At 49.7% G+C, this 12,119-nt stretch carries 16 protein-coding genes and 3 tRNA genes; 13 read left to right on the top strand and 6 right to left on the bottom strand.

The window, feature by feature from the left end; translation table 11 throughout:
• The first annotated feature begins 55 nt into the window (after positions 1–55).
• From pgsA to OGX96_RS07060, 4 genes are all read left to right on the top strand, one after another.
• The gene (gene pgsA / locus OGX96_RS07075; protein WP_003030490.1) at positions 56–604 is read left to right on the top strand and encodes a CDP-diacylglycerol--glycerol-3-phosphate 3-phosphatidyltransferase; all 549 of its coding nucleotides are present in this window, start codon (positions 56–58) and stop codon (positions 602–604) included.
• A gap of 151 nt (positions 605–755) precedes the next feature.
• Positions 756–831: transfer RNA gene (locus OGX96_RS07070), tRNA-Gly, on the top strand.
• A 51-nt stretch (positions 832–882) separates the two neighbouring features.
• Positions 883–956: transfer RNA gene (locus tag OGX96_RS07065), tRNA-Cys, on the top strand.
• 12 nt (positions 957–968) lie between these two features.
• A tRNA-Leu gene (locus OGX96_RS07060) sits at positions 969–1,055 on the top strand.
• 156 nt (positions 1,056–1,211) lie between these two features.
• Here OGX96_RS07060 and OGX96_RS07055 read toward each other — a convergent pair.
• Entirely contained in the window at positions 1,212–1,556 is a 345-nt protein-coding gene (locus OGX96_RS07055; protein WP_048235186.1) for a hypothetical protein, read from the bottom strand.
• 204 nt (positions 1,557–1,760) lie between these two features.
• Here OGX96_RS07055 and OGX96_RS07050 point away from each other — a divergent pair, with 204 nt between their 5' ends.
• The 6 genes from OGX96_RS07050 (at position 1,761) to OGX96_RS07025 (ending at position 5,772) form a co-directional block, all read left to right on the top strand.
• Positions 1,761–2,450 carry a LolA family protein gene (locus OGX96_RS07050; protein ID WP_198802493.1) on the top strand — a complete coding sequence of 230 codons (690 nt, stop codon included), beginning with the start codon at positions 1,761–1,763 and terminating at the stop codon, positions 2,448–2,450.
• Between the two features lie 13 nt (positions 2,451–2,463).
• The gene (locus tag OGX96_RS07045; RefSeq protein ID WP_100272263.1) at positions 2,464–2,934 is read left to right on the top strand and encodes an SRPBCC family protein; all 471 of its coding nucleotides are present in this window, start codon (positions 2,464–2,466) and stop codon (positions 2,932–2,934) included.
• A gap of 208 nt (positions 2,935–3,142) precedes the next feature.
• Positions 3,143–4,285, top strand: coding sequence for a transglutaminase-like domain-containing protein (locus OGX96_RS07040; protein WP_286582566.1), 1,143 nt, complete (start codon positions 3,143–3,145; stop codon positions 4,283–4,285).
• Complete coding sequence (locus tag OGX96_RS07035) at positions 4,263–4,619, top strand: mercuric transporter MerT family protein (RefSeq protein ID WP_003833912.1); 357 nt, start codon at positions 4,263–4,265, stop codon at positions 4,617–4,619. Before OGX96_RS07040 ends, OGX96_RS07035 begins: the two co-directional genes overlap by 23 nt.
• Positions 4,616–4,897: a heavy-metal-associated domain-containing protein gene (locus OGX96_RS07030; RefSeq protein ID WP_003833910.1), complete on the top strand. Its 282-nt coding sequence runs from the start codon at positions 4,616–4,618 to the stop codon at positions 4,895–4,897. The genes OGX96_RS07035 and OGX96_RS07030 overlap by 4 nt, the downstream gene beginning before the upstream one ends.
• Positions 4,898–5,106: 209 nt before the next feature.
• Positions 5,107–5,772: a YecA/YgfB family protein gene (locus OGX96_RS07025; protein ID WP_003034581.1), complete on the top strand. Its 666-nt coding sequence runs from the start codon at positions 5,107–5,109 to the stop codon at positions 5,770–5,772.
• Positions 5,773–5,798: 26 nt separating this feature from the next.
• Here OGX96_RS07025 and tyrP read toward each other — a convergent pair whose 3' ends face one another.
• A complete protein-coding gene (gene tyrP / locus OGX96_RS07020) occupies positions 5,799–7,010 on the bottom strand; it encodes a tyrosine transporter TyrP (RefSeq protein ID WP_003833907.1) in 1,212 nt (403 codons plus the stop codon).
• Between the two features lie 225 nt (positions 7,011–7,235).
• On the opposite strand from tyrP, the gene OGX96_RS07015 reads away from it, so the two are divergent.
• Positions 7,236–7,475 carry a YecH family metal-binding protein gene (locus tag OGX96_RS07015; protein WP_003034586.1) on the top strand — a complete coding sequence of 80 codons (240 nt, stop codon included), beginning with the start codon at positions 7,236–7,238 and terminating at the stop codon, positions 7,473–7,475.
• 45 nt (positions 7,476–7,520) lie between these two features.
• Here OGX96_RS07015 and ftnA read toward each other — a convergent pair whose 3' ends face one another.
• A complete protein-coding gene (ftnA, locus tag OGX96_RS07010; RefSeq protein ID WP_003034588.1) occupies positions 7,521–8,018 on the bottom strand; it encodes a non-heme ferritin in 498 nt (165 codons plus the stop codon).
• 194 nt (positions 8,019–8,212) lie between these two features.
• Positions 8,213–8,548: a YecR family lipoprotein gene (yecR, locus tag OGX96_RS07005; protein ID WP_008785081.1), complete on the bottom strand. Its 336-nt coding sequence runs from the start codon at positions 8,546–8,548 to the stop codon at positions 8,213–8,215.
• A 267-nt stretch (positions 8,549–8,815) separates the two neighbouring features.
• Here yecR and OGX96_RS07000 point away from each other — a divergent pair, with 267 nt between their 5' ends.
• Positions 8,816–9,454: an RpiB/LacA/LacB family sugar-phosphate isomerase gene (locus OGX96_RS07000; protein ID WP_286582564.1), complete on the top strand. Its 639-nt coding sequence runs from the start codon at positions 8,816–8,818 to the stop codon at positions 9,452–9,454.
• A gap of 33 nt (positions 9,455–9,487) precedes the next feature.
• On the opposite strand, the gene OGX96_RS06995 is transcribed toward OGX96_RS07000, so the two are convergent.
• Positions 9,488–10,909, bottom strand: a complete 1,422-nt coding sequence (locus tag OGX96_RS06995; RefSeq protein ID WP_286582562.1) for an MFS transporter — start codon at positions 10,907–10,909, stop codon at positions 9,488–9,490.
• Between the two features lie 129 nt (positions 10,910–11,038).
• Here OGX96_RS06995 and OGX96_RS06990 point away from each other — a divergent pair, with 129 nt between their 5' ends.
• Positions 11,039–11,290 (top strand): DUF2766 family protein, encoded by a 252-nt coding sequence (locus OGX96_RS06990; protein WP_003034595.1) that lies wholly within the window; start codon positions 11,039–11,041, stop codon positions 11,288–11,290.
• A 139-nt stretch (positions 11,291–11,429) separates the two neighbouring features.
• Here OGX96_RS06990 and OGX96_RS06985 read toward each other — a convergent pair whose 3' ends face one another.
• Positions 11,430–11,933: a non-heme ferritin-like protein gene (locus OGX96_RS06985; protein WP_003034597.1), complete on the bottom strand. Its 504-nt coding sequence runs from the start codon at positions 11,931–11,933 to the stop codon at positions 11,430–11,432.
• Positions 11,934–12,119: the final 186 nt, after the last annotated feature.

The raw sequence follows: 12,119 nt of genomic DNA, 5'->3' as shown, positions 1-12,119 counted from the left end.
GCCCTCTGTAGCAACATAGGGGTAATTTCACTGACAACAGATAGTTATCCGTCATATGCAATTTAATATCCCTACGTTGCTCACGCTGTTTCGCGTCATCCTGATCCCATTCTTTGTATTGGCTTTTTACCTGCCATTCACCTGGGCTCCCTTTGTTTGTGCGCTGATCTTCTGTATCGCAGCGGTCACTGACTGGTTTGACGGTTTTCTGGCACGCCGCTGGAACCAAAGCACGCGTTTTGGCGCCTTCCTCGATCCGGTCGCTGATAAAGTGCTGGTGGCAATCGCGATGGTCCTGGTGACAGAGCATTACCACAGCTGGTGGGTAACGCTCCCTGCCGCAACAATGATTGCGCGTGAAATTATCATCTCTGCACTGCGTGAATGGATGGCCGAACTGGGTAAACGCAGCAGCGTAGCCGTATCCTGGATCGGTAAAGTGAAAACCACTTCGCAAATGGCTGCACTAGCCTGGCTGCTGTGGCGTCCAAATATCTGGGTAGAGTATGCTGGGATCGCACTTTTCTTCGTCGCCGCGATACTGACTTTGTGGTCAATGTTCCAGTATTTGAGCGCTGCACGTGGAGATTTGCTTGATCAGTGATCGTTTCGACGCAAATTTCAGCAAACGATCGTCAGTGGTGAAAAATATCGTTGACTCATTGCGTCAGGTAAGTAGAATGCAACGCATCGAACGGCAGCACTGATTGCCAGACGATAACAAAATCAAGTGATTAACAAAATTACTTGGTGATGCGGGAATAGCTCAGTTGGTAGAGCACGACCTTGCCAAGGTCGGGGTCGCGAGTTCGAGTCTCGTTTCCCGCTCCAAATTTAAGACATCGGCAATAGCGGATGTCGGCTGTAAAGCCAAAAGATTTCGGCGCGTTAGCAAAGCGGTTATGTAGCGGATTGCAAATCCGTCTAGTCCGGTTCGACTCCGGAACGCGCCTCCAATTTCTTCCCGAGCCCGGATGGTGGAATCGGTAGACACAAGGGATTTAAAATCCCTCGGCGTTCGCGCTGTGTGGGTTCAAGTCCCACTCCGGGTACCATGGGAAAGAACAGAATAATCAAAGCAATAAGCAGTGTCGTGAAACCACCTACGGGTGGTTTTTTTGTGCCTGTTTTTTACAAGCATAGATACCTTGCGTCAAGCAACCTGCCAGAAACGTAAACTGCCCTCTATATACTCACTATTGTTAATCAATCTATCGCCGAATCGGCGCGTTAAACATAAAGCCCCCTCGGGCAGGGTTGTTGATAAACCCATCGCGGGCGGGATTATAGTTGTGGTCCTGGAAACCATTCATCAGTATGGGATCGCCAAAGCCATCCTGTATCGCCAGTTGTCTGTGGATTCGGTTTCGTGCCCTGAACGTGAAAGCGAAATCATCCGTCCCGCCAATGATGATCACGCCATTACCAGCTCGAAGTGCCTCGCTCAACTCTTGCTCTCTAACAGCCTGGTTTTGTAACGCGCTGGCTGTGGCAGACGATGACGCCAGCAGCAGTAATATGAGAACGGCGCATGAAAATACCGATGGCAGTTTCATGATTAATACCTATAAAAAGCATGGCTATTAAAGTATAGCTTTATGTTGTCATCTTAACTGAAAAGAAAACCAATAATTTAAACCTGCTATCCATACTGTGTTTAAAAGTCCGGAAGAGTAGTGCCGCGCAGTTAAGAACTATAATAAAAACAGCCAACAGATGATTACTTCTGTTGGCAGACAGTGCTGATTCAGGGGGCTGCTATGAACATTTCATCTTTTCCGATAGTTATGTTCGCAGCATTGCTTACCTTTAGTGGTGCAGCATATTCGGTGGAAGAAGGGGATATCTTTTCGCAGAATGCCAGGGCTACGGATCCCATCGCGTTTTCTCAACAGTCATTTAATAACCTGACATCTTATCAGGTTATGATGCGCTCCTCGTCGCCATCCGATGAAAGCAAAATTATTCGCTATAGCTTTCAAAAGCCTGGGTATGTGCGGATGGATTTTACCCAACCGCATTCAGGTGCGGTGCTTATCTTTAATCCTGTCAGCGGTAAAGTGACGTTATGGCCATTTGGTGCGGGTACGTTGCCCATTTTGCACCTGTCACCTACTAATTCATTGATCCAGGATGAGCGCGGTCATCGGGTGGATCGCTCTGATATCGGCGTGTTGTTGGGCAATATTCGTCATCTGCAACGCGAAGGGATAACAACCACAGTTGGTAATGAAAACCTTGCAGGACGGGCGACGACGCGCGTATCTGTGGTTGGGCCAGGAACAATGGCGGTTGATGGTGTTCACCGCTATGACGTCTGGCTGGATAATTATCACGGACTCCCTGCCAAAGTGATCAGCTATGCGCCAGATGGGCAGCGATTAGAAACCGTGCTTCTGGATGCTATGGTCATTAACATCCGTTTTCCCGCCAATTTCTTCTCGCCTTGAGGGAGTCTGTATTATGGCTAACTATCGGTTTTCCACCGTCTGGCGGGTTGAGGCTTCAATTCAGGAGGTATGGGATGTTTTTTCTCATCCCGATCAGTGGCCAGAATGGTGGGAAAGTCTGGAACGCATCGTTGAGATTAAAAAAGGTGATACACAGGGCATTGGGGCGCTGCATCGTTATACCTGGAAAGGAGCGCTTCCTTATCGCTTAACCTTTGACATCAATGTGTTGAATATTCTGCCCTGCTCGCTGCTTGAGGGGCAAGCCAGCGGGGCGGTTGAAGGGCGAGGCGTGTGGTCTTTTTCTGCCAATGGCACAGAGACTATCGTCAGATATGACTGGAATGTTCGCACCACGATTCTCTGGATGAATTACCTGGCTCCGCTGGCGGCACCTGTTTTTCGCTGGAATCACGATATGGTTATGCGCGAAGGGGCCAGAGGGTTAGCCCGTAAGCTGGCAACGAATGTTTATATATTCTGAACTCGCTCTCACGGCTGTACTTTTTGCCTGCCTATGGCTTACTATCTGTCGCGCAGTTTCTTATTTCATTCACAGTTAACAGGTCTGTTATTGATGAATAACCTCCATCGGCTCACCTTTTTATGTCAGCGTCTGTCTGCTGTGATGATCGCATACGGTTTTTACCTTCTTAGCCGTAGCCCAACTCTTACAACATGGACAGACAGCAATGCAACGTCGACAATTTCTCAAAAATAGCGTTCTCCTTTCCGCCGCCGGTTTAGTCGGTCCTGCGGTTATTAGCCAGACGGTTCACGCCGCTGAGCCATCCGTTGCACCAGTCGCGCGTCGGCGCTTTGTGTTATCCCAGACGTATAAACTTAACCCTCCTAAGGGGTCGAGCGGCGTGGTAAAACTGTGGATCCCGCTTCCGGTAGATACCGCGTTTCAACAAATGACGGCGCTTGCCTTTAGCGGAAACTATAAGCAGGCGTACGTTACCACTAATAATACTTATGGCGCGAAAACGCTGTTTGCCACCTGGCCTGACTCGCAGGGCGAACTGTTGATTAACGTTGATATCGACATTGAAACCGCCGACTGGGAGCCGCTGAAGCAGGACGCGCTGAAAACCTGGCAAGCGCCGGAGCAGATTATTTATCCGCTGGATGTAAAACCGTACCTGCTGCCGACGACACATACCCCAGTTGATGGGCAGGTTCTGGAAACCGCACGTAAAATTACCGGTAATGAGCAGGATCCGCTGAAAAAAGCACGCCTGATTTACGAGTGGGTGAGTAGCCATATGGAGCGCGATAACGACGTTATCGGCTGCGGCACGGGGGATGTGGCGGAGATCTTAAAAAGCGGTAAGCTCAAAGGAAAATGCACCGACATGAGCTCCGTTTTTGTTTCTCTGGCACGGGCCAGCGGTATTCCGGCACGCGAACTGTTTGGCATCCGTCTGGGCAAAGCCAATAAACTCGAACGTTACTCGAAAAGCGCTTTTGGCAAAGCAGACAGTGCAGGCGTCGCCGATGTGAGCGGCGGACAACATTGCCGCGCCGAATTCTATCTGGCCGGTTACGGCTGGTTACCGTGCGATCCTGCTGATGTGACCAAAATGCGTCTGGCAGAGAAAAAATCGCATCAGGACGCCGATGTCCAGGCGGTAAACACTTACCTGTTTGGTAACTGGGAAATGAACTGGGTTGGATTTAACTACGGGCGTGATTTCGAGCTGTATCCAGCAACGGAGCAGGGAGCCATGAACAACTTTGGCTATCCCTACGCTGAAGTCGATGGCGACCCGATCAATTTCTATGATCCTAAAGCGTTCTCGTACAGCTATGTCGCCACAGAACAACGCTAAAGGGGCGGGACTCACCCTGTTGACGGCCGCTGCGGCTGCCGTCACCGCGGGCTTATGCTGCGTTGGACCGCTGCTCTATCTGTTGTTTGGTATTTCGGCGGCGAGCTTTGCTGTTTTTACCCAGTTTGAGTTTTTGCGAATTCCCCTGATGCTGGTGTCATTGGGCTTATTACTGCGCGTCTTCTGGCGGCTCTATTTTTCCAGGCGGCTGTGGTGCTCCGGATGGTTAACGTTGAAGCAAGCGCGCGTTCTCTACTGGTGCGCGCTGGCGTTGATTTTGCCGGTGCTATTTTATCCAACGCTCGTTGCCTGGTTTTATGAGGTATTTGAATGAAAATCTTCACATTAGTTGCATGCTTGTTGCTGCCGCTGTGGGCTCAGGCGGCCAATCAAAAAGTGGTGCTGGATATACAAAATATGACCTGCTCGCTGTGCGTTATTTCGGTCAATCAGGCGCTACGTGAAACCGACGGTGTGATTAAAGCAAAATCCTCCCTAAAAACCCGACAAGCAGAAGCGATTGTGCCAGAAGGTTTCCCAACCGATACGTTACTTAACGCGGTAGCGAAAACGGGCTATACCGCAACGCTCAATCGTATTGAACAACAGTAAACCACCTACGGGTGGTTTTATTGTGTTTTCCCGGTATGATGCCCGGCGGCTTAGTGTTCTCTTTTGTGCGTTAACTTCCGGAATTCCCCTCGTTTCCTGTTAACCTGAACAGGCGGCAGCTGTATGCCGCATATGCCCATTTGTATCTGTTATCCCTCCAGCCATGTAGGATGATCACAGGCAAGATTTTTTGACTAAGGAAAAGCGTTATGAAAACGGGACCATTAAACGAGAGCGAACTGGAATGGCTGGATGATGTACTGACTAAGTACAATACAGACAAGGCTATTCTGGATGTGTCAGAACTGGATGGTTTGCTGACGGCGGTGCTGAGTTCACCGTATGAAATTGAACCAGAGCAGTGGCTGGTCGCAATTTGGGGCGGCGCGCAGTATGTCCCTCGCTGGTCCTCCGAAAAAGAAATGACGCGTTTCATGAACCTAGCGTTTCAACATATGGCGGATACGGCCGATCGTCTGGATGAATATCCTGAGCAGTTTGAGCCGTTATTTGGTTTGCGTGAAATTGACGAGCATGAACTGACCATCGTTGAAGAGTGGTGCTTTGGTTATATGCGCGGCGTCGCACTGTCAGACTGGTCCGCGTTACCGGACACGTTAAAACCAGCACTTGAAGCTATTGCGCTGCACGGCACGGAAGAGAACTTTGCGGTGGTTGAGAAACTAACGCCGGAAGCGTTTGAAGAGAGCGTCGATGCTATCCGCCTGGCTGCGCTGGACCTGCACGCTTACTGGATGGCGCATCCTCAGGAAACGCCGGTCAAAGTACCGGTGAAAGTGGATGCCAAAGTAGGGCGCAATGACCCTTGCCCATGTGGCAGCGGAAAGAAATATAAGCAGTGCTGTTTGCATTAACAGAAAGGGGCGAAAGCCCCTTTGTTTTAACCCACTTCTGGTAGTAATCCTGCTGCAATAGAAAACTGTACTGCTATCACCACAATGCCGCACAAAAATACCAGCGCCAGCGCCGGAGCACCGCCTGCTACGCGGTAGTTGGCCTGCGGATTATGTTTTCTGCTCTGCCAGGCCAGCATCGAGGGAATGAGCAGCGCCAGCACCGCCAGGGCAACGCCCGCATACCCTAATGCCATGACAAAACCACGCGGATAGAACAGCGCGAATGCCAGCGGCGGCAGGAATGTCACCGCGCCGGTTTGCATTCTTCCCGCTACAGTATTGCGGCGCTGGAAGAGGTCGGCCAGGTAGTCAAATAATCCCAATGCAACGCCGAGGAAAGAGGTTGCCAGCGCGAGGTCGGCGAACAGATGCACCGCCAGTTCGACGTGTGGCGAAGCCACGACTTCACGCAATGCCTGCAATAAGCCGTTTAAGCCTGCGTGGTTGGCTAATAGCCCCATGAACGTTGTCGAGTTAATGCTACCAAGCGTCGCCAGTTGCCAGAAGATATAGGCGACCAGAGGAATAGCGCTACCCGTAATAAACACCCAACGCAGTTTACGGATGTTACCGTTCATATAGCTGACGATACTGGGAACACTGCCGTGAAAACCGAACGAGGTGAAGATGACCGGGATTGCGGAGAGCGCCAACCCCTGTTGCAGTGGCAGCGTAAGCAGGTTCACTTTATGAATATGCGGCATTAACAGAGCCAGCATCGCCACCAGGAAGATTATCTTGGCACTGAATAGCAGACGGTTGAACAGATCGACCAGCGAGGTCCCAACACAAACCACGCCACCGGCAACAAAGGTGAACAGCAGTACGCCTGTCGTCGGAGATATATTTGTTCCAGTCCAGTCGCTGATGCTGGAGGCCAGCAGTTCACCTGCACCACTGATGTACGCCGCCGTCAGGGCATACATTAAAAACATCATGCTAAAGCCCGTTACCCATTGTCCGTAACGACCAAGATAACGTTTTGCCAGCGTACCCAGCCCGGTGTCTGCCGGGACATGTTGATACACTTCAAGCAGCAACAGCGCGGTGTAGCACATCAACGCCCAAAGACTGACTAACAATACCAGCGTGACGCTAAACCCCACGCCTGCCGCAGCCAGCGGCATTGCCAACATACCGGCACCAATCGTGGTTCCCGCCACGATAAAAATACTACCCAGGGTTCTGTTTTTCACGCTTTCCTCTGTCCCAGAGATAATCAATGGTTATATCTGCGGCGCAGATTAAGGCAAAACGCTATTTTCGTCAAATCACCGTTACAATGACTGTACATTAATGTTTACGATTTTTTGACCATTAAGATGTATAACAAATGACATTTATCTGCTGATAAACCTGCGTTAGCGCAAAGCGACGATGTGCGGTTCACATTAGGCTACGGACTTTATTAAGGAGGTAATATGGAATCTATTCACGGTCACGAAGTGCTTAACATGATGATTGAATCTGGTGAGCAGTATTCAAATGCCAGCCTTGAAGCGGCGATTACGGCACGTTTCGGCGAGCAGGCGCGTTTTCACACTTGTTCTGCGGCGGATATGACGGCAGGTGAGTTGGTGGCGTTTTTAGCGGCGAAGGGAAAGTTTATTGCAAAAGAAGACGGCTTCTCTACGCACGAAAGCAAGATCTGCCGTCACTGATTTCAAGGGGTAATGATGGCGTGTTGCCTTCATTACCCTAAAATATTAATTCTGTGTATCAAGCGTAGCCAGTTCTTTATCGATGAAATAAAGACCTTCGCCGCTTTTTCCTGCCAGCGACAGCTTATCAATAACAGATTTAAATAATTTCTCTTCTTCATGCTGCTCGGCAACATACCATTGCAGGAAATTAAAGGTTGGATAATCCTGGTGGGTCATTGCCGCGTGTGCCAGCTCATTAATTTTCTGGGTGATTAGCTGCTCGTGTTCGTAAGTAACACGGAACAGTTCATCCAGAGAAGCATATTCAGCAAAGGGTGAAGAAACGGTATTAATACGCGGCAAGCTGCCGGTATCGGTCAGGTAGTCGAACAGACGCTGCATGTGTGTCATCTCTTCCTGGGCGTGACGGCGCAAAAACGCGGCAGCACCTTCGAAGCTGTGATAGCTGCACCACGCGCTCATCTGTTGGTAGAGCAGAGATGAATATAATTCAAGATTCATTTGCTCATTCAGTTGGTCGATCATTTCTGTTTTCAGCATGGTTCTGCTCCACAAACGTTATTATATATTGACGTGGCGCCACTATAATTTGTTATTTAATTATTTGCAAAAGGTAAAATAATAAATTTATTTATTAAAAATGCGAATGGGAATAAAACGCATTAACGATATTAAACGGAGGATATAAATAATAAAGTGGTAAAAGACCAGCAAAAATGAGCTGGTCGGAAATATTAATAATTGAAAGAAGGTGATTGGGGTACCGCGACACCATGACACTGCCAGGCGAGTGTAATTTTGGTATTTAAGCACAGAGAGCCTGCATACACGCTACAGGTTGACACCGGCTGGCCAAACGCTTCTGCGCTGGCATAGCCCAGGCGCTGACACTCTTTGGTGGCTGTCCCCTGGGTAACGTAGTCATCGGTACGTGCTGTTTGTAACATGGCCTGATTATAAGTCAGGCGAACCACACCAGTGATGGCGCTGGCTTCGCTGACCTGTGCCTGTTTTGTAATTGTGCATCCTGTCAGCATGAGCGGCAAAAGCGCCAGGATAAAAGTCTTCATGAGATCGCTCTGAAAGTTCGAAGATACACTATCATGGCATACAGAGACCCTCATCAATGGCTTGAATAGCCCGAAGATCACCTGCGATTAATCACAACGAGGTCATTTGTTTGAGGTAATTCTTAACTGTTCAGACAGGAATGTGAGCGCAACTTTGTTTTTTAAAACTAAATTTCATTAAATTTGAAAGTGTGATTGCAAAATAGTAATGTGGCTGAATGTTATGACTTTCAGCGGGCTACCGCAGCGCATTCAGGAGAGTACAGAATGAAAATTGCATTGATGATGGAAAACAGCCAGGCAAGCAAAAACGCCATCATCCATAACGAGCTTAAGGCCGTTGCGGATGAGAAAGGTTTTCCGGTCTATAACGTTGGGATGAGCGACGAAAATGATCATCATCTGACCTACATCCATTTAGGCATTATGGCCAGCATCCTGCTTAATTCCAAAGCTGTAGACTTTGTTGTTACAGGTTGCGGTACGGGCCAGGGAGCAATGATGTCACTGAATATCCATCCGGGTGTGGTGTGTGGTTATTGCCTTGATTCTGCAGATGCGTTCTTGTTCTCTCAGATCAACAACGGCAACGCGCTTTCTCTGGCATTCGCCAAAGGTTTTGGCTGGGGTGCTGAGCTGAATGTGCGCTATATGTTTGAAAAAGCGTTCACCGGGCGTAACGGTGAAGGCTACCCACCGGAGCGTAAAGAGCCGCAGGTGCGTAACGCCGGAATTCTGAATCAGGTGAAAGCGGCTGTGGTAAAAGAAAATTATCTGGACACGCTGCGCGCGATCGATCCTGAACTGGTGAAAACCGCTGTATCAGGCCCGCGCTTCCAGCAGTGCTTCTTTGAAAACTGCCAGGACAAAGCAATCGAAGCGTTTGTACGCGAGGTGATTGGCTAAATCCTGTTGGCCCGGCGGCGTTCACCCTCCGGGCTACCTGTTCCTGTTCGATACTGCGCTTCCTGCATCACGGGTGAGCCGCAGCGTATCCACCATACCTACCAGACAAATAATGGCAATAGCGACAAAGGCCAGCCGGAAACTGATCCCCGGAATATTGCCCAATGCCAGCCTTTCACTGACCACATCGCCAATGCGGATGCCAATAGCGGCTAAAGAAATGCCCAATCCCACCGCTAATTGTGTCGCCGTACTGAACAGCGTATTAGCGTAGCTCATTTGTGCCGCGGGGACGTCCGCGAAGGCAAGCGTGCTGACGCCGGTAAACTGAATTGAGCGGAACACACCGCCCAGATACAACACCAGCAAAATAACCCACACGGGGGTCTGCGGCGTAATTAATGCACAGGCCAGCAACGCCAGAACGTTAAGCGCACCGTTAATCAACAGCAGTTTCTTAAAGCCCAGCCAGCGTATCAACGGTGTGGTGGCAGGTTTAATCGTCAGATTGCCGACAAATACCGCCAGCACCAGCGAACCCGCGTGAAAAGCGTTCATGCCAAAACCTACCTGAAACATTAACGGCAGCAGAAACGGCACGGCGCTGATAGAGGCACGAAACAGCGATCCGCCATACATGGTGACGCGAAAAGTAGGGACGTTCATGGCATCAAGGTGAATCATTGGCCAGGCGGTGCGACGAAAATGATGCAGGGCAAACAGAAAGGTCAATGTTCCTAGCGCCAAAAGTCCGGCGGTCAGCCAGCCCTGAGGCTGTTGGGTTCCCAGTAACTCCATGGCATACACCAGGCTCACCATCGCAACAGAGGTTGCGATAAATCCTGTTATATCAAATGGGCGGCGCTCGTCGTCATGAATATCCGGGATAAAACGTAGCGCCAGCGCAATCGCCAGTATTCCGAGCGGTACATTAATGAAGAAGATCCAGCGCCAGTTGGCATAGCTGGTAATGAATCCGCCAAGGGGAGGGCCAATGATGGGCGCGACTAAAGCGGGCCAGGTCAGGGTCGCAATAGCGGTGATCAACTGATGTTTAGGCGTGGTTCGTAATACCGCGAGTCGGCCAACCGGAACCATTAGCGCACCACCTACACCCTGTAAGATTCGCATGGCGACAAAGCTCTCAAGGCTTTCGGACAAACCGCATAAAACCGAGGCGAGAGTAAATATCGCCAGTGCAAGGGTAAACACCTTTCTGGCGCCGAAGCGATCCGCAATCCAGCCGCTGGCGGGGATCAGTACCGCGAGGGTGATCAGATAGGCACTGATACCTATGTTCAGGTCAACTGCCTGCACGCCAAAACTTTTCGCCATGTCGGGCAGTGCGGTGGCAATCACCGTGCCGTCAATAAACTCCATAAAGAAAGCCCCGGCAACAAGTAATGCAGCCGGGGATAGACCGCGTTTGTTCTCAACCGCTAAATGTTCACTCATGTTGTGCTTGCCATCTCAAAAGAAACTGACTGGAACTATTTTTATTTTCAGCGCATTCGGAAGGCATGCGCGGCTATCGTTTCGTTCGTTGAATGGGTACTATGACGACCTTTCTATAAGGAGCTCACTATGTCCCAAACACTGAATGCCGATCAGGAACTGCTCTCGGACGTTGTTGCCTGTCAGCTGGTTATCAAGCAGATTCTGGATGTTCTTGATGTTATTGCCCCAGTAGAAGTTCGGGAGAAAATGTCCAGCCAGCTGAAAAGCATCGACTTTTCCAGCCATCCTGCAGGTGCCGATCCGGTCACTATGCGCGCAATACAAAAAGCGGTTGCCTTGATCGAGTTGAAATTCACGCCGCAGAATGAATCTCACTAAAATAAACCGTTGTTTCAGGTTTTAGAAAGGTTTTTTTGCGCCTCGCAGAATGAGAGGCGTGAGCGTAGAGAAAATTAAGCACCAGCCGGATAAGGTGCGTCGCATCGTTATCCGGCATTAACACGATGAAAATTGAAGATTAGTGATGTTGATAGTTCACGACGTTCAGCAGGTGCTTATCGGTTTGCGCCATGCACAGTCCCGCACGTTTAGCGCTGCGGACTTCATCAAGAATCGTCTGTAACAGCACGCCATCCTGCTGCTGCTCTTTTTCCAGATCGTGAAGAAAATCAATGGTTGTTGCATCATTCAAGGCTTCTGCTTCATTGGTTAAGCGTGATAGCTTGCTGTAGCGCTGTTGGTATTCATCCAGCGTTTTCTGAAACAGTTCTTCAAGGGAAGTTAGTTCATCACCCGGAACATCGATAGCCTTGACGATAGGGTTAGCCCCGGCACTTTTCATAAAATTAAACATACGCATCATTTGAGTTACGTTACCTTGCGCCTGGGTGCGTAGAAAGGTTGCGGTGCCAGTCAGGCTGTGTTCGTAGCACCATTCACTGAGATGCAGGTAAAGATTCGATGCGTAGAACTCGAGGTTCATTTGCGTGTTAAGTTTATGAACAATTCCAACTGCAGCCATATCAATATCCTTATTTCCAGAAAGGGGGATGTACGTTACTAACGTCAGTGCAACGGGCTGCCGCTACACCTCACCACTACGTACAATTAAAACTGTTAGCAGAATAAATCCGTTCCGCCGGTCCTTTAGTGATCACGAATTATATTCGCTCCCGATCGAGATTCAGCATAACTCCAGTCCCGACAT

Source organism: Citrobacter sp. Cpo100, assembly GCF_030332595.1.
Lineage (GTDB): Bacteria > Pseudomonadota > Gammaproteobacteria > Enterobacterales > Enterobacteriaceae > Citrobacter > Citrobacter portucalensis.
Note: the sequence above shows the minus strand (reverse complement) of the source record. Positions and strands in the feature narration are given on the sequence as shown.